Below are 25,529 nucleotides of genomic sequence, written 5' to 3' on the forward strand. Positions count from 1 at the left end.
TTACGGTCGGTGAGTGAGCCGGCACGGGACGGGGTCTTCTGACGCTGTCGAAGCAACGTGACCACCAGAATCACGGAGGCCGTCATGGGATTTTCCTCCAGGCTCGGCACCACCGGAAAGGCCGGTGAGCCGAAGTTCGACCGACAGATCGGTCCGTTGCAGGCAACGGCGATCAACATGACCCAGATGTGCGGCATCGGGCCCTTCCTCACGATCCCGCTGATGATCACCGCGATGGGGGGCCCGCAGGCGATGCTGGGCTGGGTCGTCGGTGCGGTGATCGTGCTCGCGGACGGGCTGATCTGGGCCGAACTCGGCGCGGCGATGCCCGGCGCCGGCGGCACCTACCTCTATCTGAGGGAGGCGTTCCAGTACCGCACCGGGCGCCTGATGCCCTTCCAGTTCACCTGGAGCGCCGTGCTGTTCATCCCGCTGATCATGTCGACCGGGGTGATCGGGCTCGTCGACTACCTCGGGTTCCTGGTGCCGGGCCTGGTCGACTCGGACGGGCACACCACCACGGTGGGCCACCTCGTCGGAATCGGGGTGGTGGCGCTGGTGGTGGTCGCCCTGTATCGCAAGACCGGCCAGATCAGCAGGCTGACTTCGGTGTTGTTCGTGGTCATGCTGTTCTCGGTGCTCGCTGTCATCGTGGCGGCCTTCGTGAACTTTCACGCGAGTTATGTCGCCTTCACCCCGGGAGCCTTCAAGCTCTTCGGGGGACCGTTCTGGACCGGGCTCGGCGCCGGGCTGATCATCGCGATCTATGACTACCTCGGCTACAACACGAGTTCGTACCTCGGCGCGGAAATGCGGAATCCGGGGCGGACCATCCCGCGTTCCATCGTGTTCTCGATCGTCGGGATCATGACGCTGTACTTCGTCCTGCAGGTCGGCGTCCTCGGCGCGGTGCCGTGGCAGGATCTCGAGCACTCGACCTCCATGGCGTCGCTGGTCCTCGAAAAGGCGTGGGGCGGCACCACCGCGAAAATCCTCACCGTGGCGATCGTGATCACCGCGTTCGGCTCCGTCTTCGCCGGCCTGCTCGGCGGCTCGCGGGTGCCGTACGAGGCGGCCAGGGACAAACTGTTCCTTCCGTGGTTCGGGAGGCTGCACCCGCGGCTGAAGTTCCCGACCGTCGGTCTGCTGGCGATGGGTGCCGTGACGGCGATCGGGTCCCTGTTCGACCTGTCGGAGGTCATCGCGATGTTGACCGCGGTTTTCGTGCTCGTGCAATCCATCGCGCAGGTTGTGGCCCTGACGGTGCTGCGCCGCCGCCAGCCCGGCCTTCGACGCCCTTATCGGCAATGGGCCTACCCGGTGCCCAGCATCATCGCCCTCATAGGGTGGGTATTCGTCTACTACAAGTCGGGAACGCAGGCCATCGTGTTGTCCTTGCTGTGGCTTCTCGCGGGCATCATCGCCTTCCTGATCTGGGCGCGGGTCGAGCGGACCTGGCCGTTCGGGGACAAGGAAATCGAAGAGCGATTCCGTGCAGGCATCGAAAGCGAGGCCGCGGAAAGCGCGTGAAAACGGACCTTCCACAGTGGACGCCCGCCGTGCCGGGTGGCATCGAACGCGGGCAATGGAGTGTTGGCGGCGTCGAGCACACCATCGACGCCGCCCGGAAAGATCGCGCGGACCGCGGCGGACAGGTCCTCCCCCCGCGGCACGACCTTCTCGGCGCCGAGGTCCCGTAGCGCGGCCGCGTCCTCGGGGCGTGCCTGGGCCACGACCTGAAGGCCCCGCAATACCGCGAGTTGTGTCGCGGTAAATCCCACCGCGCCCGCGGCACCTGTGATCAACAGCCATTGCCCGGGGTGCACCGCGAGGGCGTCGAGGGCCTGTGCGGTCGAGCGTGAGCACCTGCGCAACGTGGCCCGAACACCTGTGCTCCGGATTCGCCCACCGAGGAACGTCTGGGTCAGCTCCAGGCGACGGGCTTCCGGACCTGGCACCGGTAAGTGCTGAAGTCCGCCGCGGACGCGAAAACCTCATGACCGGACAGCGTGAGCCGAGGGCGCCGATACCGCGAAGGCGGTCAGACAGCAAAGGAAGACGACGGCGAACGCTCCGGCGATGATGCTCATCGGGACGAGCAACTGGTGCGCGTAGCCGAGGCCGCCGAGCACCGCGATGGCGATGGCCATTCCGGTTTGCCTGCTGGTGTTGAGCAGCCCGGACGCGGTGCCCGAGATTTCCGCTGGGCACAGATGCATCGCTTCGGCGCTGAGCGAGGACGCGAGCAGACCCGAGGCGAGTCCGATGGGGACGGTGGCCGCCAAGGTCATGGGGGATGAGCCGGCGAGGGAGATCATCGCGACGGCCGCGCCGCCGCCCGCCCCGAGAATGGTGGCGGCGACGATGACTCTCCTCCGCGCCGCCGGTGTCACCTTGACGGCGAGGGCGTTCCCGGCGAGCCAGGCCACGCAGCACGGCAGCAAGGCATAGCCGGCCACATCCGGCGAATATCCCTGTTTGGCCTGCAGGTAGAGGGCGAGGACGAGTAAGGAGCCGTATGAGGCGAGTTGGTAGAAACCGCCGGACAGCACGACGAACAGGAACGGCCGGTGGGTGAACAGCGCACGGGGAAGCATCGGCACGGTGCTGAGGCGCTGGGAGGCGGCGAGCGCGGCCAGCGATACCACGAACCCGCCGACGAGGGCGAGCACGACGGGTGAACCCGGTGACCGGCGGCCCATTTCGATCAGGGCGGCGGTCAGGCACGTGAGAGTGAGGCAGAACAGGATCTGCCCGCTCGGGCTGAACCGGCGCCCCGAGTGGCTCGGCACGTCGTCGAAGCGCAGGATCAGCAGGAGCGCGGCGGCGCACACCGGCACGTTGACCGCGAACAGCCAGCGCCAGCCGAGATAGTTCGCGATGACGCCCCCGATGATGGGGGCGAACGCGATGCCGAAGCCACCGACGACGCCCCATCCGCCGATCGTGCGGGCACGGCGGTCGAGATCGGGTATGCCCTTGGTGATGATGGACAGGGTCATCGGCAGCATGAAGCTCGCCGCCGCGCCCTGGATCGCACGGGCGGCGACAAGCTCGGCGCTGGTCTGTGCGAGCGCGCACAGCAAGGACGCCACGCCGAAAGCCGCCAGGGACCAGCGATAGACCCTCCCGACGCCCCACCGGTCCCCGACAACTCCCGCGGCCAGCAGGAAAACGCACAAGGGAATGGTGTAGCTGTCGAGGAACCATTGTTGCGCGGCGCTGGACGCGCCCAGTGAACTCCGGATGCTGGGCAGCGCCACGTTCACGGCCGAGGCGTCGAACGTGACGAAGAAGTTCCCGGTGCTGACCGCGATCACACCGGTCAGGGAGAGCCGGGTGGCGGTGCTTTCGACGGTTGCCGTGCTCATCAACCCTCTTTCTCGCGGGCTGATCGTTCCGCGGGAAGGCAGGCGGCGTAGACGCACGCGTGCACCGGTGTGTCGACACCGCTTTCCCTGCCGTACCGGACGACCGCGCCGCTCTGGTCGGCCAGTTCGGACGGCCGCCCTTCGGCGAGGTCACGCTGCATCGACGCGGTCGTGTCAGGAGCGAACGAACGGAACGTCCGCATTGCCCCGTCGATATGGTGCTCCTCGACAGGAACGCCTCGCGCGCGGGCGACCGCGGCCACTTCCAGCATGGCACGCTCGACGAGTTCTGCCAGTTCCGGTGTACCGGAAGTGACGCCGACCGGTGACCGTGACAGCGCCCCGATGCCTCCGTAGGAGGCGATCAGCATGAGCTTCTTCCACAGCGTGACCTGGATGTTGTCCGACCAGGTGACCCGCACACCGGCGCTTTCCAGCAACTCCCGCACCGCGGTCACACGCGGCGAGCCGGGCCTGGTGTCCGGGTCCAGAGCGCCGATCTCGAGTGCCGCGTCGGCGCCCACACAGGTCACGTCGAGTGGTCCGGTGCGTTTGCTGATGACCACACAGGCGCAGCCGAGAACCGGTTGAAGCCCGAGACGGGCCGCCAGAATGCCCGGGGCGTCGACGCCGTTCTGCATGGGCAGCACAACGGTCTCCGGCCCGACGACTTTGACCAGTTCTTCGGCCGCTGTCCTGACTTGCCAGGACTTCACCGCGACGATCACCAGGTCGGGTGCGGACAGGCCGTCCGGCGCGTCGACGACGGTGACGCCGTCGACGCGCTCGGAGCGACCGTGCCTGGTGAGCACGAGGGGACTGGTGCGGGCCGCCGACACCGTGCCGGACCTGCCGATCAGGGTGACGTCGGCGCCGGCGGCCGCCAGCACGGCCGAGAAGTACAGGCCGATTCCCCCGGCTCCGTAGACGAGGACCTTCATCAAGCGGCCCTCAGAGTGACCTGCCGGTCGATGGACTGGTGCCGGCTCATCACATCCAGTGCGCAGGTCTGGACCTCGTCGAGGCGGACGATGTCGTCGTAGAACCCCACGATCTCACTGGTGAGCCGGTCGTACTCGTCGCGCTTGGCCTGGTACTTCCGGTCCATCCGCGCGGCCAGTTCTTCGTAGACCTCATCGATGAACGCGTCGTCGGTGATGGCTTCGGTGTTCATTCCCGACTCGGTGAGAATCTGCTTGATGTAGGTCGGGAACAGCCCGATCCGGTTCAGGAAGTAGTCGACCGGCCGGGACACGCCGAGGTAGTCCGGCACGTTCACGATGCCGGCGTTCTCGTTCCGGACCAGGAACCCGCTGACCGCGCGGTAGGGATCGGGCGCGGCCATGAAGGTCTTCTCGGCCAGCAGTGCCGCGGAGTTCAGCTTGTCCTGATCCAGCGGGCCGGAATCGATGGTGATGTCGTTCTCCTCGAAGACGGACGCGATGCTCTCGATTTCGGCGAGGCCTGCCCGGTTGCCGACCCCGGCGACGCCGCCCTCGATCATCTGGAACCCGTGGAACACCGAGATCAGGGAGTTCGCCGTGCCCAGCCCGCGGTCGTTGTGGCTGTGCAGATAGAACGTGATGTCCGGATTGTCCCGCACCAGGTTGGCCGCGAGGACGGCCGTGGCGTCGGGCATCAGCGTGCCCACGGAGTCGTTGATGCGGATCAGGGAAATGCCCTGCCGCCGGCACCGTTCGATCTGCCGGTTGAGGTGTTCGTACTTGGCGTCGTCCACGGTGCTGGAGAAAGCGTTGAGCAGGCTGGAGCGGAGCTTGCCGACGCCGATCGAACGGAGCCGGTCGCACACCTTTTCAAACAGGTGGCTCTCGCTGTCGATCTCGATCATGCCGATGCTGACGTAGATGTCTTCGAGATAGGTGCGTGGCAGCTGTCGTTCGAGCTCCTCGCACAACGGTTCCCAGGTTTTCAGCGTCAGGTTGAAGGAGAAGCCCGCCTGCTCCGGAATCCGGCCCATCAGGTGCTTGGCGTCCAGGATCGAGCGCACGAACGCCGGTTCGGTGATTCCGGACCCGACATCGATATCGGTGATGCCTGCCTGCGTGATCGCCTCGATCAGGCGGGCTTTCCGCTGGTCGTCCGCACCGAACGGGGCGCGTTCACCACCCTCGCGGAGCGTTTCGTCGGAGATGGCCTTGATCGAGAAGTCCTGATAACGAGGAGTGTGATCAGGAGGAAATGGCAGCACGAACACAAACCTTTCCCAAATTGTGAGTAGACATCGGACGAGTCGTCGTCGACCCGGGAAAGAGGCCGGAGGGAGACTTCGGAGAACACGGCCGCGGCCGAGGGGTATCGGTGCTGTCCGCCGGCCTCCCGCCGACCACCTAACCCACTAAGAAGGTTAGTGGCGGATCCCGGGCTCATGCAACCCGTTAGACTCGGAACATGTCCGGTGACTGGATTCTCGACAGCCCCTACCCCAGCGTGAATTTCTTAAACACGCTCCGGGACCGTTATCTCGGGGGCTGGGAACTGCTCACCACGCCGGAACTGCTCGGCGAGTGGCTGGTCGCGGCGAAACTGACCGATCGCGCGCCCGAATTGACGCCTGCGCGACTCGCCGAGGCCGTGGCATTGAGGGAGGCCATGGACGCGGTCCTCATGGCGGTGGGCCGCCGGGAACGACCGTCCGCCAAAGCGGTACACATGCTCAATGCGACGGCGACCTCCGCGCCTCGGGCGGTGCTGCAACTGCGCTTGCCGTCGAGGGGGCTTCCCGAGTCCTGCCAGGTGTTGCCGGGTGACCCGGCGGCCGCGGCCCTCGCGACGCTGGCGGCCGACGCGATCGAACGAGTGGCGGAGCGGGCTTGTGTCCGCCAATGCGCCGCCGAAGACTGCAGCATCCGTTACGTGGACCTCTCCCCGGCCCGGAACAAACAGTGGTGCTCGATGGCCCGCTGCGGCAATCGCATGAAGTCCCGTAACCACTACCGCCGCGTGACGGCGCATTGACCCCCGGCTCAGGGCATCCCTGTCCCGGGTACTGGCGCCGATTCCAGGCGGGTGTCACCTGTTCGGTTGGTTAATCGGGTGAACGCCCGTCTGCCCCAGTTGGGCGACCCGGCAACGACGGCACTATGGCCGCGTGCCTGACAAGATCGCGATTGTGGGGGTGGCCTGCCGGTTTCCCGGCGAGGTGGCCGACCTGGACAGCCTGTGGTCCCTGTTGAGCGACGGCCGCGAGGCGGTGAGCGCGCCGCCCGCGGACCGGTTCGACATCGAACGGTACTGGGACCCGAACCAGTTGCGGCCGGGCAAGTCCTACACGTTCGCGGGCGGCTATCTCGGTGACATCACGGGATTCGACGCCGGCTTCTTCGCGATCAGCCCGCGCGAGGCGGCGTGTATCGACCCTCAGCAACGGTTGTTGCTGGAGCTGGGGATGGAAGCGCTTGACGACGCCGGGATCGATCCCCGGTCCCTGGCGGGTACGGACGCCGCCGTGTTCGTCGGTGTGTCCGCGCTGGACTACGCCGGACAGCAGATGCTGGCGCCGAGCGGCATCGGTCCCTACACGAACTCCGGCGCGGCGCTGTCCAACACGGCGAACCGGATGTCGTATCACCTGGACGTGCACGGGCCGAGTCTCAAGGTGGACACGGCGTGCGCCTCGTCCCTGAACGCGGTCCATCTGGCCTGCGAGCACCTGCGGCACGGTGGCGGCCGGGTCGCCTTCGCGGCGGGGGTCAACCTGCTGCTGAACCCGTTGACCTTCGCCGGGTTCGCCAAGGCCGGTTTCCTTTCACCGACGGGGCGTTGCCGCCCCTTCTCGGCCGACGCCGACGGGTACGTGCGTGCCGAGGGCGGCGGCGTGGTGGTGCTCAAGCGGCTGGCCGACGCGATCGCGGACGGCGATCGCGTGCACGCCGTGATCGCCGGCTCCGGGACCAACAGCGACGGCCGCACGAGCGGGCTGGTGCTCCCCAGCAGCGAAGCTCAGGAGGCGTTGCTGCGCGAGGTTTATGACAGCTTCGGGCTCGACCCGGATGATCTGGCCTATCTGGAGGCGCACGGCACCGGGACACCGATCGGCGACCCCGCGGAGTGCCAGGCCATCGGGAAGGCACTGGGCCTGCGCCGGTCGGGCGGGCCGCTGCCGGTCGGGTCCATCAAGGCGAACCTCGGGCATCTCGAACCGGCGTCGGGCATGGCCGGGCTGTGCAAGGCCATTCTGGTTCTGCGCCAAGGGGAAATTCCCCCGGCGCCGCACGCCTGCCGGCGCAGCGAACAGATCGACTTCGACGGGCTGGCGCTGACGCCGGTGGAGCGGCGCGGTCCCGCCACGGGGAGTCTGGCCGGCGTCAACTCGTTCGGGTTCGGGGGCGCGAACGTGCACGTCGTCCTGGAGAAGCCGCCCCCGGCGCCGCGGCCCGCACCGGGCACGGGAAACGAGGTGCCGGTTGTCGTCTCCGCGCACACCGAAGCCGCCCTGGCCGAAGCACTGTCCCGAATGGACAGACGATTGGATGGTTGTCCGGACTTTCACGACGTCGCCTACACCTCGTACCAACGGCGCGGCAAACACGCGTATCGCCGGGTCGTGCTCGCCGCCACGGCGGATGAAGCGCGAAGCCGTCTCGCGGATCGGGTCGAACCGCGACGCGCCACCAAGCAGGGCCGGGTGGCGTTCGCCTTCTCCGGCCACGGTGCGCTGTGGCCCGGCATGACCGGCGACCTCCTCGATGCCGACCCGGTATTCGCGCGGACCATCGCGGAGATCGACGAGCTGCTCGCGCCTCGCGTGGGGTGGACGGTCGCGGAAGAGCTGAGGTCGCCCGAGCCGCGCTTTCATGACACGCGGGTGGTTCAGCCCGTCCTGTTCGCGCTGCAGGCGGGCATCGTGGCCGGCTTGGCCGGGTACGGCCTGCATCCGGAGGCCGTGTACGGGCACAGCGCGGGCGAGATCGCCGCCACGTTCGTCGCCGGTGTGTACGACGTGGAGCAGGCCGTGGAACTGGCGGTGGCGCGCAGCCAGGCCCAGGCGCGCACCGCGGGCACCGGAACCATGGCGGCGGTCAACCTCGGCCCGGAGGAGACCGAGGAGGCGATCGCGCGCTACGAAGGCCGGGTGGAGATCGCCGGGTTCAACAGCCCGGTCGACGTCACGCTCGCCGGTTCCCACGAGGACCTCCGGGATCTGGTCGCCCGGATGGCGGAACGAGAGGTCTTCGCCCGCTTGCTGGAGCTGGACTACCCGTTCCACAGCTCGGCGATGGATGTTCTCCGGCCATCGCTGCTGACCTCCCTGGCTTACCTCAAACCCAAACCCGCCACGACCGAATTCGTCTCGACGGTCACCGGTGAGCCGATCGCCGGGGAACAACTCGACTCCGAATACTGGTGGCGCAACCTTCGGGAACCCGTGCGGTTCGCCGCGGCCACCGGTCACCTGGTCGCCGCCGGCTTCGACACGATCATCGAGATCGGGGCGAAACCGGTGTTGCGGACGTACTTGAAGCGGGCCGCGAAGGACGGGGTGCTCGCCGTTCTGCCGACGCTCACGCGGTCCGAGCCCGGAACGGCGGCCTTACGAGCGACGGTGGAGTCAGCGCTCGCCGCGGGCGTCTCCATCGCCCCCGGCCGGTACTTCCCGCGACCGGGACGCGTCGTGTCGCTGCCCGCATACCCGTGGCAACGCGAACGAGCTTGGCTGGGCAGCAAGTACACCTGGAGCGGTGTCACCACGCCCCCCGATCACGTCCTGCTCGGCGACCGGACCGCGGTCGCCGACCCCACCTGGCTGTCCACCGTGGACCCGGCCCGGCTTCCGTGGCTGACCGGCCACCGGGCCGCCGGGGCGGCGATCATGCCGGCGGCCGGCTACCTGGAGATGGGCTGGGCGGCCGGCCTGCTGGCGCTGGAGGGGCCGGTGGAGGTGCGCGAGTTGCACATCACCAGGCCGATGGTCGCTCCCGACGACGAGTCGGAGCTGCCCCGCCTGCAGGTTTCACTGTCCGAAGAGGACGGTGTGTTCCGGGTGGCCACCCGCTCGGCGGAGGGAAAACCCTGGCAGACCCACGCACGCGGCCGGGTACGGCGACGGGTGGCCGAGCCGCCGCCACCGTTGGACCTGACGGCGTTACGCGCCCGGTTCGCCGGCGAGGCGGAGCACATCGACCGGGAGACGCTCTATGCCGACGGCGAACGCCTTGGCCTCGGTTACGGCCCCGCCTTCCTGGTGATTTCCCAGCTGTGGGTGGGGCGCAGGGAGGCGCTGGCCGACTACGACTGCGGGCACCTGGATTTCAGCGGGTTCCACGCGCACCCGGCATGGACGGACGCGGCACCGCAGCTCGGGATCGAACTCGGCCGGATGCGGCACGGCCGCGTCGATCAGGAGGACTCCTACCTGCCCGTGGCGGTCGGTACCGGGCGATTGTGGGGCGCCCCGGCCGAAAAGGGCGCGGTGTATTTCCGGTGCCGGACCGTGTCGGACACCTGGGCCTCGACGGACATCGTGCTGACCGACGAAGCCGGAATCGTCCTGCTGGAACTGCTGGACCTTCGCTTCCTGCGGATCAAGGCCCCCAACCGGCGCACGATGCGGCGCCAGCACGTCGAACTCCGCGCCGCCCCGCGAGGACCGGCGCCCGCGGCCGAAGTCGTCCACACGCCGCCACCGGCCGAGTCACGGCCGATCGAGGGCTACTCGGAGTTCAGGCGGCGGCGTATCGCGCTGACCGCCGCCTTCGCGGTGCGCGCCTACGCCACCCTTCTCGACGGAGCGGAGGTGTTCTTCACCGACGACCTGTTGGCCGCCGGGGTGCGTCCCGAGTTCGCCCGCCTGCTCGACCTGCTGACCGGGCTGGCCGTCGACCACGGTCACCTCGAATGGCTCGGTGAGTTCCAGGGCCGTGCCCGGTGGCGAATACATCCCGGTGCCGCCGAACGATCGTTCGCCGATCTGGTCGCCAGCTTCCCCGCCTATGTCACCGATCTGACCCTGCTCGGCCGGTGTGGCCTGCACCTGGCCGAGTTGTTGCGGGGCGGCCGCGACGCGCTCGACATTCTTTTTCCCACGCACGGCAGCGACACCCTTGCCCACTACTACGAGCTGTCGCCCGCCATGCGGCCCTGCAACCAGGCCGCCGCCGAGGTGATGAGGTCCTTGGCGCGGGTGTGGCCCACCGACCGTCCACTGAGGATTCTCGAAGTCGGAGGCGGCACCGGGGCACTGACCGCGGCACTGCTGCCCGTCCTGCCACCGGATCGCACCCGCTATGTGTTCACCGACGTCTCACCGTTCTTCCTCGCTCCCGCCGAGGCCAGATTCGCGCGCTACGACTTCGTCGAGTACCGGAAGCTGGACCTGGAAGAACCCGACCTCGAACCCGGCACCTTCGACGTCGTGGTCGCCGGAAACGCCCTGCACACGACCAAGGACGCGCGGGCCGCGGTGCGCGCGGTGGCGGAGTTGCTGACCGGCGACGGCCGCCTGCTGTTCATCGAGGCACACGATCCGCCGATGGTGGCCCTGCCCTTCGGCCTGGTGCCCGGATTCTGGTCGATGGCCGATGGCGGCCTGCGGCCCGCCTCGCCGCTCTTGTCCACGGAGCAATGGCGAGACCTGGTGGCGGATCAAGGTTTCCGGGACCCAAGGACCATTGTGGAGGGTGAGCTGTGCTCGCTGATCTCGGCCACTCGTGCGGCCCGCCCGTCACTGGAGCCACCGACCGTCGTGACGACCGCGCGCGTGGTGGTCGTCGCCGAGGACGACGCGGAGGCAGACCTGGCCACCGCACTGGCCACGAGGCTGACCGAACTCGGCGCCGACGCCGTGCGCGTCGGCGTGGGCACCGGCACGCGGGACTGGTTGTCGGCGCCCGAGACCGACGTGGTGCTGATACTCGGCGAGGCGGGCACGGCCCCCGATGCCGCCGTCGACGCCACCACCCGGCGGTTCGAATTCGTGCGCGCGCTCGCGATCGGCTCCTCGGACCTGCCCGCGGGTGCGGTGGTGAGACTGTGGCTGATCAGTCGCCCCACCGGAGGCAACCCGGCGCCGGAGAAGGCGGCCGGCCCTGTCGAGGCCGCTCTGTGGGGCGCCACCCGTGTCGTCGCCGCCGAACACGGCATGGCGGGCATCCGGCGGATCTCGGTCGAGCGGGACGTCCCGGCGGACGACATCGCCCGTGAGATTCTGGAGCCCACCAGCGAGGACGAGGTGGTGCTGACCTCGTCGGGCCGGTTCGTGCCGCGGCTGCGCGACCTCCCCGCGGTCGTCTCGGCCGACGCGGCGACGGCCTACCGGCTCGTCGTCCGGGACACCGGGCCGTCCTACGAACTGGCCTGGGTGACGACCAGGATGCCGGAACCGGCGGCGGGCCAGGTGGTCGTCAAGGTCCACGCGACGGGCATCAACTACCGCGACGCGCTGATCGCGGTCGGCATGCTGCCCGGCTGGGTGGTGGACGCCGGGATGACCGGAATGCGGCTGGGCGGTGAGTGCTCGGGAGTGGTCACCGCGGTCGGGCCCGGGGTGAGCAGGTTCCGGCCCGGCGACCGGGTGTTCGGCTCCGTCTCCGGCTCGTTCGCCTCGCACGCGCTGGCCGAGGAGAACCTGATCGGAATCGTGCCACCGGGCATCGACCTGACCTCCGCGGCGACCATGCCCGTCGCGCTGATCAGCGCGAGCTACGGACTGCTGCGCCAGGCGAATGTCTCCCAAGGCGAGGTGGTGCTGGTGCACGGCGCGGCCGGCGGGGTCGGGCTCGCCGCACTCCAGTGCGCCCGGTTCGCCGGCGCGACGGTGATCGCCACCGCGGGCACCGAGGAGAAGCGGGATTTCCTGAGGTTGCTGGGCGTCGAGCACGTTTTCGACTCACGGGGCCTCGGTTTCGTCGCCGACGTGCTCGCGGTCACCGGCGGGCGGGGCGTCGATGTCGTCCTCAACTCGCTGAGCGGGGAATTCCTCAGAAGCAGCCTCGATCTGCTGGCCTTCGGCGGCCGGTTCGTCGAACTCGGCAAGCGCGATCTCTACAGCGACCGGAACATCCCCCTGTTCCCGCTGCGCAACAACGTCAGCTACTTCGTGGTCGACGTCGACCAGTTGGGCAAGGAGCGCCTCGGGTTGCTCACCAACCACCACAGCTGGGTCATGGCCCACATCGACGCGGGGACCGTTCAACCCGTTCCGCACCGGGTCTTTCCGGCGGCCGGAGTGGCGGAGGCGTTCCGGTCGATCCAGCATTCCCGGCACATCGGCAAGCTGGTCGTCACCTTCGACCAGCGACCGCCCGTGGAAAGCGTGGCACCCCCGGACCCCTTCGAACCCGACCCTTCGGGTACCTACCTGGTAACCGGCGGCGCGAGCGGATTCGGTGCGGAAATCGCGCGATGGCTGGCCTGCCGGGGAGCCAGGCACCTCGCACTGGTCAACCGCCGTGGCATGGCCGTGCCGGGCGCGGAGGACCTGGTAGCCGAGTTGACGGCGGGAGGGGCGACGGTTTCCGTGCACGCCGCCGACGTCACCGATGAGTCGGCGATGCGCGACGTCGTGGAGGCCATCGACGGCACGGGCGCCCCGTTGCGCGGGGTGGTGCACGCCGCGATGGTGCTCGACGACGTGATGCTCGCCGACGCCACCGCCGACAGGTTCCGCGCCGTGCTGGCGCCGAAGATGGCCGGGGCACTCGTACTCGACCGCGTCACCGACGGCCACGCGCTCGATCTGTTCCTGCTGGTTTCCTCCGCGGCCGCGGTCTTCGGCAATGCCGGACAGGCCGCGTATTGCGCGGGAAACCTTTTCCTGGAGGCACTCGCCCGTGCCCGCCGCACTCGCGGACTGGCCGGGCAGGCCGTGGCCTGGGGACCGTTGGGCGAGGTCGGCTACCTGGCCCGCAACGAGGCCACGGCCCGCACCATGACGCGTGCGGGGCTGGACCTGTTGTCGCCACACCAGGTGCGTCAGGCGCTCGACGAGTTGGTCGACGGGCCCGAAGTCGCGCTGGTGTGGAGCCACGACGGGGAGTTTCTGCGCCGGCTCTACCCACACCTCACCACGCCGCGGCTCGGTGAGCTCGCCGGTGGCGAGGACGCTCCGGATCCGGGGGACGACGATTTGCTGCACCGCTTGCGGGAAGCATCGGCGGAGGAGGCGATCGCGCTGGCCGCCGACACCATCGTCACCACGCTCGCCGAGGTTCTCGGCGTCGCTCCCGAGCGCATCGACCGCGACCGGCCGCTGGATCAACTCGGCGTGGACTCGTTGATGGGCGCCGAACTGATCGCCAAGATGCGGCGGCGTTTCGGCCGGGAGGTCCCGCTCATGCGCGTCGTCGCCAGCAGCGGTATCGACGATCTGGCCAGGTCGCTGGTCACCTACTTCAGAACCGAGGAAACAAGGTGACCTCCACTCGCGGCAGTGAAGGTGACCACGGAGCGCGCCTTTGTTATCCGCTATCGGGGCGGCAGGGCACCCTTCTGCCGGACGTACCGCTGCCTGAGCAGGAGCGCCCTGTCGACACGATCGCGGGGGCGCGCAAACTCGTGGAGGAAGCACCGTGAGCCATTTTCCGCTCTATATCGGGAATGAGCGTGTCGACACCGCGGAGTGGGCCTACGGGGTGAGCGTGCGCGCGGTGCTGGACCCGACGGGCCCCGAAACGGCCAGGCTGTTCCGCCTGCTGCGTGAGGGCAGCGAGGAGGAATTGCACGCTCATCCCTACGTGTTGTGCTCGGCCGCGTTGGCCACCCCGGAACTGGGGCAGGCCGCGCTGCGCGCCGCGGCGGAGGCGGTGCCGAAGCTGCGGGCGGTGCCCTTGGACCGCCGGCTCAGCTGCGTCCAGGACCTGCACAACGCTTTTCTGGCCCACCGGGCGGAAATCTCGCGTCTCCTGCGTTCGGAAGGCTGTCCCCGGAATCTGGCCGAAGCCCAACTCGGCGTGATCTTCGATCTGGTCCGTCCGGAAAGCCTGGAGCATACGCGGGCACTGCTCCGCCAGGAGATCACCACGGCTGGGCACAGGATCGTGTTGCAACGCCAGCCCGACGGAGTCGTCTGTGTCGACCCGCCGGCCAACGCGCCCCTGTTCGGGCTCATCGCCTCGCTCGTGCTGATGGCGGGCAACGCCGTGGTCGTCCGCGTACCGCGCAGTTGCGCCAGTTCGTTGAGCTACGCGCTGCACAACGTCATCATCCCGGTGTTCGAATCCCGTGGCGCACCCTCCGGGTCGCTCAACGTGCTGTGCGCCGACTACGAGGTCACCATGCGGCAGTGGCTCGACAGCCCACTGGTCGACACCATCTACTACTTCGGCTCCAGCGAGCGCGGGCTCGCGCTGGAGCGGAAATGCGTCGAGCGCGGCAAGAAGGCGATTCTGGAGCTGTCCGGAAACGACGGCGTGCTGGTGTGGCGGGACGCCGACCTCGACCACGCCGTCGCGGCACTGATCGAGGCGTTCTACGCCTCCGGCCAGACCTGTTTCAGCCCCAAATACGCCATTGTCCACCCCGCGATCGCCGACGACCTGCTGGCCCGGCTCGAGGCGGCGGCCTCCGCGCTCCGCCCCGGCGACCCCGAGGATTCCGACACCGTGCTCAGTCCGGTGTTGCGCGCCACCGCGTTTCACCGTTGCCTCAACGAGGCGCTCGGCGCCGGTGCCACGAAGATCTGCGGTGGCAACCAGGTGGATCTTCGTGGGGAGCCCGATCCGAGAGGGTTGTTCATCGAACCGACCGTGGTGCGCGTCAACGGTTTCGAGCCGGCGGGCACCATCGCCGCCGTGCGCGAGGAGACCTTCTTCCCGTTGCTGTCGGTCGTGGTGCCCGACGACGGCCCCGACCTCCTGGACCGCGGCATCGATTTCCTCAACGGCAACACCTACGGCCTGCGCAATTCGCTGTGGGCCGAGGACTCCGTGGTCATCGAGCGGTTCGTCAGCGAGGTGGTCAACGGCGGGCTGCTCAAGGTCAACGACTCGCACATGGGACACGGGCCGCATCTGCCCGGCCTCGGCGGAACCGGGCGCAGCGGGGGAGTGCACGGCGAGGCCGCGTACCCGTTCCTGCGCGCCAGCCGGCTGCAGGCCGTCGCGATCGCGACCACGAAAACCCACCCGGGAAAAGCAGTGCCGGGCGGACAGTGACCGGTGCCCGGCCCTCAGGCCGGGAAGGAGGGCACCGGCCACGCGTTGCCGTGCCCGGACGCGGTGAACACCGTGTCCTTGGTGGTGAACAGCGCGGTGCCGAAGGCGTTGGCGAACTCGTCCACGCCCTCCTGGGTCGGCGTGACCGGGATTCCGTTGCAGCTCACCAGGATCGGCTGACCCGGCGTGCCCGGTTGCAGACTCAGCCGCACCGCGCTCGGGTCCGACGAGAACAGGGACAGCTCGCCCAGCCACACGTCGTTCACCTTCAGGAAGGCGAGGATCACGCCGTCGGGCACCGAGCCCCTGATGTCGGTGATCTCCATGCGCGCCCGGGAGTTCGACAGCACGACACCGCCGTGGGCGCGCCCGCTGCCCTTTCCTGGCTGCCCGGTGGCGAGAATCGTGCCACCGGCGTACTCCGGGGTCAGCTTGACTCCCACCGTCGCGCCGTCGGTGTCCAGGATCGGGGTCGCCGGGTCCACCGCGTGCACACCGATGCCCTGGCCCGCGAGCCGCTTGAGCGCGAGGTCGGTCAACCGCAGTTCGGCCAGCCCGTCGAGGGCGGTGAGCGTCTGCTCGCCGGCCGCGTTCGCGGCCCCGGCGCCGGCCAGCTGCGCGACCAGGGGTGCCGCCATCGAGCCGCTGACAAAGACACGTCGAGTGATCGCCATACCACCCAGTGTCGGACATCGCCGCGGCATCGTGCTGAGAATTAACTCGAAGGTGGGACTTCAGCCGCCCGCCCCCGCACGCTTGGCCTGGTTGCTGTGCCGGTCGTTACCAATCCGACCACAGCCACGGCGGAAATGGGGCTCTGTAAGCGGTTCGGCTCGGGGCCGTCTCCGCCTACTTTTGGTCGGATTGGTAAAACCAGTGGTCAGAACCAGTGCAGGCAGTGTGGCGGGCGGTCGCCGCGAAAGAGGGAGTCGGCCAGGGCGGCCGCGCCGGGGTGGTGGGCCCGGATGTGCCCGGCCCGCACGAGCGTGCTCGGGGCGGTGCCACCGAGATAGACCGAACCCAGGTCGCTGACGTCCAGGGACAGGTCGGGTTCCCGGTCGGTCGGGACGCAGCCGGCCTTGCCGTCCCGGACGGTGAGCAGATAGCGGCTGTGCTCGCCGAGGAACGGATCGTCGATGTCGAGGACGATTTCGCCCTCGGCGGACCAGCCGCGTGCGGTCAGCGCGCGCGGGATGTCCAGCAGCCGTACCCAGAGCCAGTCGGTGTGGTCGCTGACCTGCCCGGCGCGGAAGTCCGCGAGCTGCCAGCGCAGCGGATGCCCGGGCGGGAAATGCTTGAACACGACCTGGGTGATGAGGTCGTGCCCGAGTACGAACCGGGCCAGCGTGGTGAAGACGGCGTCGCCGGTGGTGATGACCTCGTCGACGGTCAAGGTGCCGGGCGGCTCGCCGGTCGAGTAGCTGGCGTACCCGTCCGGGACGCCGTCGGCGTCACGATGGACGGCGAGATAGCGCGGTGTCTTGGAGACCGGGGGCTGTCCGGCGCCCGAGGACCACCAGCGGTGCGGCCGGGACAGGGCGCCGGGCTGTTGGCGACGGTAGCGGTCGTAGACCTCTTCCAGGATCGCGCCGCACTCGGCGCGCCGCAGCAGTTCGACCGAGCCGGTCTCCGCCGCGGCGGCCGTGCCGCGCGCCCGGGGGAGAGCCAGCGCGGACCGGTGACGCTGCACTTTCAGGTGCCGCGTGTAGGTCGCCGGTCCGTAGCCGAACCTTCCGTAGATCACGGCTTCGGAGGCCAGCAGGACCGCGAGCGACTCCCCTCGGGCGCGCAGTTCCTCGAGTTGACGCCGCATCAGCGCGCTGAGCACGCCTTGGCGCCGGTGCGAGGGCAGGACGCCGACGGCGGTCACCCCGGCGGCGGGGACGACGATTTCACCAGGCAGGGTCAGCTCGAAGGAGTACGCACCGGCGGTGCCGACGGGCCGCCCGTCGGCCGTCAGGGCGAGCAGACTCCGCTCCATTTCCAGCGCCGACAACCAGTCCCCGCTGTCCTCGGCCGAGGGTGCCCGGAAGCGCCCGAACGCGGCATGAATCGTGTCGGCGAACACGCCGAGGTCCTTCTCGGTCGTGGAACGGATCTCCATCGCGGCCGCTGCCTTCCTGGGGTACCGGCACCACGACGGGTGGCGCCTTGGTCCACAGTGCACCGCCGACCCCGGGGCCGGATCAAGCGAATTACCGCCCTACAGTCCGGAAACCGGGCCCATGTGCAGGTTCCGGATGACGTTGCGCGGGTTCTTCGCGACGTACTGCGCGGCGCCTGATTCGAAGACGAGGTAGGCGTAGCCACCGGATTCGGTGATGCCTTCGTTCATGCTCGGGGACCGGTAGCAGCGGGTCGAGGAGATGTCGATGTCGCGTGCACCGGCGTCGACGACGTAGATGTTGCCGCGGTTGTCGTTGCCGTAGGAGGTGCTGAAGACGAAGTGGGTGTCGGTGACCATCAGGCCCTGCGTCTTGACCGGCACTTCGTAGGCTCCGGACTGGGTGGTCAGCGATCCGTCGGTGTCCACGGTGTAGCGGTACATCTTTTCGCGGTCGTTTTCGCTGAACTTCCCGGCGTAGAGATTGTTGCCGTAGCTGGTCAGGAACGATGCGCCGTAGACCTCCCGGGGGTCGCCGACCTGCTCCAGATAGGGCGTGCCGGACTGCTTCATCGCGGTTTCGAGGTCGGAGAGCCGGTATTTGCGGATGGTGTTTCCTTCGCCGGCCACGAAGGCCCAGCCCTGGGTGATCGCGACACCGCCGGCGTGGGTGGGTGCGATGGCGACGGTGCCGATGTGCTTGCCGGTCTTGGCGTCGACGCCGATCAGGTGGGCGTCCCCGCCGTCGGAGTAGGCGCTGATGACCAGCAGGTCGTTGCCGCCGTCCCAGCTGTACCAGGTGGCGATGCCCTGCGGAGTGTAGGTGTCCAGTTCGGGGATCGCGGGGCCCTTCGCGAAACGGCTGTCGTAGGCATAGGACGCGGAAGGGCCGTCGTAGAAGGACGCGGGTTTCCCGCTCGACGATGTCTCGCAACTGATCGCCGCCGACGCGGGCGGGGCGATGAGCGCCGTCGTCCCGAACACGACGACGGCGCCCGCCACGGTGGCGGCGGCCTTGTTCTTCCAGGTGTTCATCGAGCTCCCTCAGTCGGCTCCGGTGGTGCCGTCCTGGGACTCGCGAAGAAGGCCTCCGGTTCCGCCTGCCGCCGGGAGAAGCGCTCCTCCTACATGTGCTCGGCGGCGGCCGTGATCGCCTCCCGGATGCGGTGATAGGTGCCGCAGCGGCAGATGTTGCGGATCTCGTCGAAATCCGCGTCGCTGATCTGACGGCCCTGAGCCTTGGCCTGCTTGACCTTCGCCACCGCGGCCATGATCTGGCCCGGCTGGCAGTACCCGCACTGGGCGACATCGCGGTCGAGCCAGGCCCGCTGCATGGGGTGCAGCGGTTCGCCCACGGTGCCGGGAAGCCCTTCGATGGTGGTGATTTCGTCGGTCGGCTTGATGTCACCGACCGGGACCGAGCAAGGGTTGAAGGCCTTGCCGTTGATGTGGCTGGTGCAGGCTTTGCAGACTTCGAGGCCACAGCCGTACTTCGGGCCCGTGACGCCGAGGAGGTCGCGCAGCACCCAGAGCAGGCGCACGTCGTCCTCCACATCGACGCTGACCTGTTTTCCGTTGAGCATGAAGGTGTGCCGGGGCATGGGTACTCCTCCTGTGTCGTGTTTTGGCAATCCGACGGCAGTCACGGCGGAAACGGCTGCCTGCAAGCGGTCTGCTGCGGCCCGTATCCGCCTACTTCCAGTCGGATTGGCTAAAAGGAATGGCTGAGGCCGTCGGTCGGCGACTGCGGGATCGGCGGCACGGTCGGCAGCGGATCGAAGCCGAGCGGGCCGTCGTGGTTGACGGGGAACGCGCCGGGCAGGGTCCCGGTGGCGCGGGTGTAGGCGCAGGCGACGGCGGCGTAGGACGAGGCGACGCCGAGTTCACCGGCACCACCGGGTTCGCCGGTGGTCGGCGGCATCACGACGATCTCCATCTCCGGCGGCACGTTCCACTGCCGGGTGTAGAAGTAGTTGTCCCAGCTGCCTTCGAGGAAGGAGCCGTTTTCGAGGTGCAGGCTGGAGGACAGCGCGAGCGCGATGCCGTCGCTGATCCCGCCCATCATCTGCGCTTCCAGCCCACGCGGGTTGACCGCCAGTCCCGCGTCGACGGCGAACACGACCTTGGTGACCCTCGGGCCGGTATAGGCGTCCCGGACCTTCCGGCCGACCGTCGAGGGCCGGCAGTCGATTTCGACCAGCGCGGCGGTCACGCCCTTGTACTCGGCGTGGATCGCGATGCCCTGCGCGGTTCCCGCGGGCATCGCCCGGCCCCACTTGCCGACCTCGGCGACCTTGTCGAGCACGGCGCGGGCACGGGCGTCCTTGACGAAGGACTGGCGGAACGCGTACGGATCCTTGCCCATGCCCTTGGCGAGCTGGTCGACGACGAGTTCGCGCGCGCAGCACACGTCGGGGGAGTAGATGTTGCGCATGCTCCCGGTGTTGAAGCCCTTGTCCACCTCGTTGAGCAACTGGGTGGTGGCGCCGAAGTTGTAGGGCATGCTCTGGGACAGCTCGAAAATGGTCTCCGAGAACCCGATGTCCCCGACGGGCAGTTTGGCCGACAGCGCGGTGATGATCTCGCCGACGCCGTGGCCGAAGTCGGTCGACACGCTGGTGTGGCGCTGTTCGAAGGTGAGCACGTTGCCCGCCGCGTAGGTGGCGCGGATCCGGGCGGTGCACATGGGATGCGTGCGGCCCTGCCGGAAGTCGTCGGTGCGGTGCCACATCAGCTTCACCGGTTTCCCGATCTTGTGGGAGATCTCGGCGGCTTCGAGCGCGGCGTCGGAGAACAGCTTGCGGCCGAACGAGCCGCCGCCCTCGGTGACGTGCACCTTGACCGCGCCCTGCGGCAGGCCGATCTTCGCCGCGATCGCCTGCTGCGTCACGATCGGGGATTTGAGGCTGCCCCAGATTTCCGCGCGGTCCTGGCGGACGTCGGCGATCGCGCAGTTGGTTTCCAGCGCGCTGTTGCTGCGGAAGGCGAAGGTGAATTCGGCGTCCAGCGTCTTGGCGAGCAAAGGCAGTGGCGGGACCGCCAAAGGGAGCTGGGCCGCTTTCAGTTCCCGCAGCACGGAGGCGTCGGACGCGCCGGGCGCGGTGCCGGGACCCCAGTCGACCCGGAGCGCGCGGACGGCGTCGATGCACTGGCCGAAGGTCCGCCCGCGCACCGCGACACCGGTGGAAACCAGGGCCACGTCGCTGATCCCGGGCATCGCCTCGACCTGCGCCGCGTTCAGCACCGACCGCGCCTTGCCGTTGATCGTCGGTGGGCGGCACACCATGGTGGGCAGCGCGCCGGGGATCTGAAGGTCCATCGCGAAGACCTTGCGGCCGGTGACCGCGTCGAGCGCGTCGATCCGGTTGTGCGCGGTGCCGATGACCTTGAATTCCGAGCGCGGCTTGAGGACGACGGAAACCTGCGTGGTCTCCGTGCTCGCGGCGCGCTGGGCGAGTTCGCCGTAGGTGACACTCCTTCCCCCGCTGCCGGTGATCACGCCGAGGCGACTGGTGAGATCGCCGACGGTGTCGCCGAGGACGACCGCGGCGGCCCGCATCAGCCTGGCCTTCGCGACCGCCGCGGCGACGCGGATCGGCGTGTAGGTCGAGATCGTCGTGTTCGATCCACCGGTCAGCTGGTTGAACACCAACTCGGGCCGTGAGTCGGCGAGCGACACCTTGATCTTCTCGACCGGCAGGTCCAGCTCCTCGGCGATCAGCATCGCCGTCGATGTGGTGACGCCCTGGCCGACCTCGGCGCGCGGCAGCGCGAACGACGCGGTCCCGTCGGTGTGCACCTGCACGGTGATCAGGGCCGAGGTCGGCAGCGCGGCGTCGGTGAGCAGGTCGTTGAGGTCGTAGACATCGGCGGGCTGCGGCGGCGTGGGGACGGCCGCGGCGGCCTCGGGGGCCGCGATCGACCCGCCGACCTGTGCCGCGACCATCAGGGTCGGCGCGGCGAGTACGTACCCGAGAAATCGGCGACGTTCCATTCCCTGCGTGGATCGACGATGATCCGCCATAGCAGTCCTTCCCCGGCAGGCAGCTTTGCTGGTGCAGTCTCACACCGGGGAAGCCGGGTCGTCAGCGGCTGATCGCACAAGGTTGCCGGGCGCTCGCTGGGCACCTTGTCGCCTCGTCAGGCCCGCGTGCGGGAGTCCTGGTAGCGCAGGGCGGACAGCGCGAGCATGACCTGTGACCAGGCTGCCGTGTCGGTCAGGTCGAATCCGGTGAGCGTGTGGATGCGGTGCAACCGGTTCAGCACGGTGTTGCGGTGGCAATAAAGCACTCTGGCCGCTTGCACGCTCGAACCGGCGGAGGAGATCCAGGCCGCCGCGGTGTCGAGCATCTCGTCGCGCTCGGCCGCCGGCAGTGTCAGCAGCCGGCCGAAGGTCACGTCGACGAGCCGCTGGGCCAGCTCCGGCGAGTTGATCAGCAACGCGTTGGGCAGACTGTCGTCGAGGGTGATCACCCCGGACGCGCCGGGAGCGATCGTGTGCATCGCCAGCTCGGCCATCCGGTGCGCGAGCGGGAGGCCGGCCAGTTCGCCGACGGCGGGGGACAGGCCGGTGCGGCCGGACAGCACCGGCCTGAGCAGGTCGGCGAGTGCGCGTGGTTCGTCCCCGCCCACCGCGGCGATGCCGACGGCAAGACCGCCGCGATGACGCCACTCCGCGGGAATCCCGTGCAGGCCCAGAGTTCGCGTGAGGGGGCGCAGTACGGTCCGGCGGTCGTCTTCGGTGACGATGACGACGTAGCGGCCGGGCGAGGGCAACCCGAGCACCCGGGTCACCTCGGTGGCGACCTCGGCGCCCCGGCCGTCGAGCAGCGCGTCCATGAGCTCGGGAACCCGTGGGTCGGGTGTGCCCGCCAGCTTCTGCTCGACCGCGTGGTAGGCGGCCGCCATCTCGGCGGTGAACTCGCCCACGACCTGCCAGACGTCACCGGCACCGCGGACCAGTTGGCGCAGTTCGTCGGGGTCGAGCGCCCCGGTCTGGTTGGTGAAGTCCTCCCACATCACCTGGCCGCCGACCTGCCAGGCGTGCTGCACCCACTCCAGCGGGCATCGCTGCCGCGCCCGCCGGACACCGGTGGCGCGGGCGGTGCCGAGGCGGCCGGGGTCCGGCGCCGGGGCGTCGTTGAGGAACCCGAGCATGCTGGACAGGTTGTCGTGGCAGGACCGCCACAGGTCGTCCTTGCGGACCGGGCCCAGGGGGACGTACACGTCCGACCAAACCCGCTCCACGATGGCGTCGGCCAGCAGCTCGACATGGTCCAGGGACGACCGGCTGAGCGCCCGCACCAGCGCGCCGGCCTGTCGGCGTTCCGTGCTCGCGTCCATGAGCCTCGCCCCCGGCACCTTTGCCCAAGTAGATAGCCGAAGATCATAGTTTCCGCGCCTTTCCCGCCTAGTCACCCGTTTGGGTGAGTCGGGCCCTGTTCGGGGTGGCATGGGTGACGAGGTGGTGCCCGGGTATGCCGATGGCGAAGGCCTGTCCTGGTCCCGGAGCGGCCGGCAGGCACGAGCATGAATACGCGGAGAGGTGACGTCATGGCGTCTGACGGTGTGGTGGAGGTCCGAATCGGTGCCCCGGGCAGTGTCCTGGCGATCGAAACCGGCCGGATCAAAATGGACGTACCCAGGTCGGTGGGTTATTTCGGGGGCTTGGCGGCCGCGGTGGGCCTGGGTCTGGTCGAGCCACCGCTGGCGGTGTTCATCGCCGCGGTGCCGGTGTTCAAGGCACTGACCGACAGCGCGTTGCCCCGGGTGGTCCGTGCGGTCGGAGAGGTGCTCGAAGGAGCGGCCAAACCGGTCGGCAGCGACGCCGACGGAGTCGTGCAACTGGAAGATCAGGGCGACGCCGAGACCAGTGTGGTGACCCTCGGGCGGCACAACGGCGCGTCCGGTCGACGTCGTGCCAGGACCTGACCGGTCACGGCGTCGCGGGCTGATGATGTTCGGCGGAGTGGGTGTGAATGAGAGCCTGATTCAGCCGGGGCAGCGCGTGGGCGAGACGGCGTTCGGCGTCGTGGGCGATGGTGTGGGCCTGCAGCAGGGTGAGCGCGGGGTCGACGTCGAGTTCGGACTCGGCGACGAGGGTGTGGCCGACCCACCGCAGGCGGATCGTGTCGACCCCGCGAACGCCGGGGGTGGCGGCGAGGGTCTGTTCGGCGGCGTCCACCAGAGCCGGATCGACCGCGTCGAGCATGCGGGAGAACACCTCTTTGGCGGCGCCCCAGAGCACGGACAGGATGGCGAGGGTGATCAGCAATCCGACGACGGGGTCGGCCCAGCGCCAGCCGGCCCAGGAGCCGCCGGCGGCCAGCAGCACGGCCAGGCTGGTGAACCCGTCCGTGCGGGCGTGCAGACCGTCCGCGACCAGCGCGGCGGACCCGATCTCGCGGCCGATCCGGATGCGGTAACGGGCCACGGCCTCGTTGCCGAGGAATCCCGCCACCGCGGCGGCGGCGACCCAGCCGAGGGCACTCATGTCGCGGGGGTGGAGGAGCCGGTCGATGGCCGTCCACGCGGCAAGTACCGCGGAGGCGAACATGACCAGCAGGATCGCCAGGCCGGCAAGGTCTTCGCTCCGTCCGAGCCCATAGGTGAAGCGCCGGGTGGCGGCCCGCCGCCCGAGCAGGAACGCGATCGCCAGCGGGACCGCGGTCAGCGAGTCGGCGAAGTTGTGCAACGTGTCGCCCAGCAGCGCCACCGAACCGCTGAGCACCACGACGATCGCCTGCGCGAGCGCGGTGACCATCAGGCCGGCGAAGGAAATCCACAGCGCCCGCATCCCCCGCGCGCTGGCCTCCAGCGTCGAGTCCACGATGTCGGCGCTCTCGTGGCTGTGCGGGGTCACGGCGTGCTTGACCTGCTCCCAAAACCGCGCCGGCGGCCCCCCGCCGTGGCCGTGTCCGTGATGCTCGGCGTGATGGTGTCGGTCGGTCATGGCGAAGTGCTCCACCGGGTGCTGGTTTCGAGGTCTGTGCGCGGCCGCGCTCCCTGATAGCGTACCTGCGCAGATGTGCAGTTACGCAGGCAGTGGCATCGTCGGTATCGTGGTGGTCATGCACACGAGCCGGCCGGACTTCGACATGCCCGCCGACGAACAGGTTCATCTGGCCGCGGAGTCGTTCCGTATGCTGGCTGACCCCACCCGGATCAAGGTGCTGTGGGCACTGTTGCAGGGAGAGTCTTCCGTGGCATGTCTGGCGGAACTGGCGGGAGCCGCACCGACCGCGGTCAGCCAGCATCTGGCGAAACTCCGGCTGGCCGGGCTGGTCACCGGCCGGCGGGAAGGCACGTTCGTGTACTACTCCGCCGCCAACGACCATGTGCGGCGCCTGCTGTCCCAGGCGCTGTTCCACGCCGACCACGTCGACCGTGACATCCCCGGCGACGCCACCACGCCGCACACCCATCGTCCCCCGGCGGCGCACCGTGCGCACTGATCACCCCGAACGCACCGGGCCGGGCGTCGTGGACGAGGAACCCACAATGGAGATCGCCGGGCCGGAACCCGTCCCATTACGCGGGTTGCCATGGCCGGTGACGATGCTCCTGTCGCTCGCCGTCGCCACCGGCGGCAGCTTGTGGGATCTGCGCGTGTCGCACACCCTCGGCGTGCCTTTCGACACCGCGGTCGTGCTGGGCAGCCTGTTCGCGGTCGTTTTCACCCGTCGTCGCGCGCTCACCGCGCCCATGTTCGGCCCGCCGCTGGTGATGATCGTCGCCGCCGCCATCGGCGTGTTCGTCGAGGTCCGTCCCCGGGGTGAGGTGAGCACGATCGGGCTCGCGATAGCCGTTCCCGTGCTGCCTCAGTTCCCGGTCATGGCCGCGACCACCGCCGCGACCCTCCTCATCGGAGTGTTCCGGCTGGTGCGCGGGCGGCGCCGAAACCGCCCGGCGCAGCCTCCTGCCTGAGCGGGCTCACCGGCACAC

17 protein-coding genes and 1 pseudogene are annotated in these 25,529 nt (G+C 69.0%); 7 read left to right on the forward strand and 11 right to left on the reverse strand.

The features are described from left to right. The first annotated feature begins 84 nt into the window (after nucleotides 1-84). On the forward strand, nucleotides 85-1,530 hold the full coding sequence (locus ACFSXZ_RS11130) for an APC family permease (RefSeq protein ID WP_378264062.1): 1,446 nt from the start codon (nucleotides 85-87) through the stop codon (nucleotides 1,528-1,530). An 80-nt stretch (nucleotides 1,531-1,610) separates the two neighbouring features. Here ACFSXZ_RS11130 and ACFSXZ_RS11135 read toward each other — a convergent pair. The 4 genes and pseudogenes from ACFSXZ_RS11135 to ACFSXZ_RS11150 form a co-directional block, all read right to left on the reverse strand. Beyond that, nucleotides 1,611-1,958, reverse strand: a pseudogene (locus ACFSXZ_RS11135) (hypothetical protein); the annotation flags it as partial. A 36-nt stretch (nucleotides 1,959-1,994) separates the two neighbouring features. Continuing rightward, complete coding sequence (locus ACFSXZ_RS11140; RefSeq protein ID WP_378264064.1) at nucleotides 1,995-3,371, reverse strand: MFS transporter; 1,377 nt, start codon at nucleotides 3,369-3,371, stop codon at nucleotides 1,995-1,997. Continuing rightward, complete coding sequence (locus tag ACFSXZ_RS11145) at nucleotides 3,371-4,312, reverse strand: ketopantoate reductase family protein (RefSeq protein WP_378264066.1); 942 nt, start codon at nucleotides 4,310-4,312, stop codon at nucleotides 3,371-3,373. The genes ACFSXZ_RS11140 and ACFSXZ_RS11145 overlap by 1 nt, the downstream gene beginning before the upstream one ends. Then, nucleotides 4,312-5,580: a hypothetical protein gene (locus ACFSXZ_RS11150; protein ID WP_378264068.1), complete on the reverse strand. Its 1,269-nt coding sequence runs from the start codon at nucleotides 5,578-5,580 to the stop codon at nucleotides 4,312-4,314. The genes ACFSXZ_RS11145 and ACFSXZ_RS11150 overlap by 1 nt, the downstream gene beginning before the upstream one ends. A 200-nt stretch (nucleotides 5,581-5,780) precedes the next feature. Between ACFSXZ_RS11150 and ACFSXZ_RS11155 the strand changes: the two genes are divergently transcribed. The 3 genes from ACFSXZ_RS11155 to ACFSXZ_RS11165 all read left to right on the forward strand — a co-directional run bounded on the left by ACFSXZ_RS11155 (nucleotide 5,781) and on the right by ACFSXZ_RS11165 (nucleotide 15,481). After that, complete coding sequence (locus ACFSXZ_RS11155) at nucleotides 5,781-6,347, forward strand: CGNR zinc finger domain-containing protein (RefSeq protein WP_378264070.1); 567 nt, start codon at nucleotides 5,781-5,783, stop codon at nucleotides 6,345-6,347. Between the two features lie 133 nt (nucleotides 6,348-6,480). Then, nucleotides 6,481-13,743 (forward strand): SDR family NAD(P)-dependent oxidoreductase, encoded by a 7,263-nt coding sequence (locus ACFSXZ_RS11160; RefSeq protein WP_378264072.1) that lies wholly within the window; start codon nucleotides 6,481-6,483, stop codon nucleotides 13,741-13,743. Between the two features lie 154 nt (nucleotides 13,744-13,897). Then, nucleotides 13,898-15,481 (forward strand): aldehyde dehydrogenase family protein, encoded by a 1,584-nt coding sequence (locus ACFSXZ_RS11165; RefSeq protein ID WP_378264074.1) that lies wholly within the window; start codon nucleotides 13,898-13,900, stop codon nucleotides 15,479-15,481. Between the two features lie 14 nt (nucleotides 15,482-15,495). On the opposite strand, the gene ACFSXZ_RS11170 is transcribed toward ACFSXZ_RS11165, so the two are convergent. The 6 genes from ACFSXZ_RS11170 to ACFSXZ_RS11195 all read right to left on the reverse strand — a co-directional run bounded on the left by ACFSXZ_RS11170 (nucleotide 15,496) and on the right by ACFSXZ_RS11195 (nucleotide 22,928). Then, a complete protein-coding gene (locus tag ACFSXZ_RS11170) occupies nucleotides 15,496-16,155 on the reverse strand; it encodes a hypothetical protein (RefSeq protein ID WP_378264076.1) in 660 nt (219 codons plus the stop codon). Between the two features lie 206 nt (nucleotides 16,156-16,361). After that, complete coding sequence (locus ACFSXZ_RS11175; RefSeq protein WP_378264078.1) at nucleotides 16,362-17,585, reverse strand: GNAT family N-acetyltransferase; 1,224 nt, start codon at nucleotides 17,583-17,585, stop codon at nucleotides 16,362-16,364. A 99-nt stretch (nucleotides 17,586-17,684) separates the two neighbouring features. Further along, a complete protein-coding gene (locus ACFSXZ_RS11180; protein WP_378264080.1) occupies nucleotides 17,685-18,620 on the reverse strand; it encodes a hypothetical protein in 936 nt (311 codons plus the stop codon). An 89-nt stretch (nucleotides 18,621-18,709) separates the two neighbouring features. Further along, nucleotides 18,710-19,186, reverse strand: a complete 477-nt coding sequence (locus ACFSXZ_RS11185; RefSeq protein WP_378264082.1) for a (2Fe-2S)-binding protein — start codon at nucleotides 19,184-19,186, stop codon at nucleotides 18,710-18,712. A gap of 110 nt (nucleotides 19,187-19,296) precedes the next feature. Next, nucleotides 19,297-21,609, reverse strand: a complete 2,313-nt coding sequence (locus tag ACFSXZ_RS11190; protein ID WP_378264084.1) for a molybdopterin cofactor-binding domain-containing protein — start codon at nucleotides 21,607-21,609, stop codon at nucleotides 19,297-19,299. Between the two features lie 116 nt (nucleotides 21,610-21,725). Then, complete coding sequence (locus tag ACFSXZ_RS11195) at nucleotides 21,726-22,928, reverse strand: PucR family transcriptional regulator (RefSeq protein ID WP_378264086.1); 1,203 nt, start codon at nucleotides 22,926-22,928, stop codon at nucleotides 21,726-21,728. A 210-nt stretch (nucleotides 22,929-23,138) separates the two neighbouring features. Here ACFSXZ_RS11195 and ACFSXZ_RS11200 point away from each other — a divergent pair, with 210 nt between their 5' ends. Next, nucleotides 23,139-23,516, forward strand: a complete 378-nt coding sequence (locus tag ACFSXZ_RS11200; RefSeq protein ID WP_378264088.1) for a hypothetical protein — start codon at nucleotides 23,139-23,141, stop codon at nucleotides 23,514-23,516. Between the two features lie 4 nt (nucleotides 23,517-23,520). On the opposite strand, the gene ACFSXZ_RS11205 is transcribed toward ACFSXZ_RS11200, so the two are convergent. Further along, nucleotides 23,521-24,537, reverse strand: a complete 1,017-nt coding sequence (locus ACFSXZ_RS11205; RefSeq protein ID WP_378264090.1) for a cation diffusion facilitator family transporter — start codon at nucleotides 24,535-24,537, stop codon at nucleotides 23,521-23,523. Nucleotides 24,538-24,655: 118 nt separating this feature from the next. Here ACFSXZ_RS11205 and ACFSXZ_RS11210 point away from each other — a divergent pair, with 118 nt between their 5' ends. Together ACFSXZ_RS11210 and ACFSXZ_RS11215 are read left to right on the forward strand one after the other, a co-directional pair. Next, nucleotides 24,656-25,039: an ArsR/SmtB family transcription factor gene (locus ACFSXZ_RS11210; RefSeq protein WP_378264092.1), complete on the forward strand. Its 384-nt coding sequence runs from the start codon at nucleotides 24,656-24,658 to the stop codon at nucleotides 25,037-25,039. Continuing rightward, nucleotides 25,029-25,511 carry a DUF6542 domain-containing protein gene (locus tag ACFSXZ_RS11215; protein ID WP_378264094.1) on the forward strand — a complete coding sequence of 161 codons (483 nt, stop codon included), beginning with the start codon at nucleotides 25,029-25,031 and terminating at the stop codon, nucleotides 25,509-25,511. Before ACFSXZ_RS11210 ends, ACFSXZ_RS11215 begins: the two co-directional genes overlap by 11 nt. Nucleotides 25,512-25,529: the final 18 nt, after the last annotated feature.

Origin of the sequence: Amycolatopsis pigmentata, from assembly GCF_042684065.1 — a bacterium.
GTDB classification, from domain to species: Bacteria; Actinomycetota; Actinomycetes; order Mycobacteriales; family Pseudonocardiaceae; genus Amycolatopsis_E; species Amycolatopsis_E pigmentata.

What these genes read in the sequence shown, in the direction of transcription:
- ACFSXZ_RS11185 (WP_378264082.1), bottom strand. Translation starts at nt 19,186, where the DNA reads ATGCCCCGGCACACCTTCATGCTCAACGGAAAACAGGTCAGCGTCGAT.
- ACFSXZ_RS11200 (WP_378264088.1), top strand. Translation starts at nt 23,139, where the DNA reads ATGGCGTCTGACGGTGTGGTGGAGGTCCGAATCGGTGCCCCGGGCAGT.
- ACFSXZ_RS11130 (WP_378264062.1), top strand. Translation starts at nt 85, where the DNA reads ATGGGATTTTCCTCCAGGCTCGGCACCACCGGAAAGGCCGGTGAGCCG.
- ACFSXZ_RS11180 (WP_378264080.1), bottom strand. Translation starts at nt 18,620, where the DNA reads ATGAACACCTGGAAGAACAAGGCCGCCGCCACCGTGGCGGGCGCCGTC.
- ACFSXZ_RS11190 (WP_378264084.1), bottom strand. Translation starts at nt 21,609, where the DNA reads ATGGCGGATCATCGTCGATCCACGCAGGGAATGGAACGTCGCCGATTT.
- ACFSXZ_RS11210 (WP_378264092.1), top strand. Translation starts at nt 24,656, where the DNA reads ATGCACACGAGCCGGCCGGACTTCGACATGCCCGCCGACGAACAGGTT.
- ACFSXZ_RS11140 (WP_378264064.1), bottom strand. Translation starts at nt 3,371, where the DNA reads ATGAGCACGGCAACCGTCGAAAGCACCGCCACCCGGCTCTCCCTGACC.
- ACFSXZ_RS11195 (WP_378264086.1), bottom strand. Translation starts at nt 22,928, where the DNA reads ATGGACGCGAGCACGGAACGCCGACAGGCCGGCGCGCTGGTGCGGGCG.
- ACFSXZ_RS11175 (WP_378264078.1), bottom strand. Translation starts at nt 17,585, where the DNA reads ATGGAGATCCGTTCCACGACCGAGAAGGACCTCGGCGTGTTCGCCGAC.
- ACFSXZ_RS11205 (WP_378264090.1), bottom strand. Translation starts at nt 24,537, where the DNA reads ATGACCGACCGACACCATCACGCCGAGCATCACGGACACGGCCACGGC.
- ACFSXZ_RS11145 (WP_378264066.1), bottom strand. Translation starts at nt 4,312, where the DNA reads ATGAAGGTCCTCGTCTACGGAGCCGGGGGAATCGGCCTGTACTTCTCG.
- ACFSXZ_RS11170 (WP_378264076.1), bottom strand. Translation starts at nt 16,155, where the DNA reads ATGGCGATCACTCGACGTGTCTTTGTCAGCGGCTCGATGGCGGCACCC.
- ACFSXZ_RS11155 (WP_378264070.1), top strand. Translation starts at nt 5,781, where the DNA reads ATGTCCGGTGACTGGATTCTCGACAGCCCCTACCCCAGCGTGAATTTC.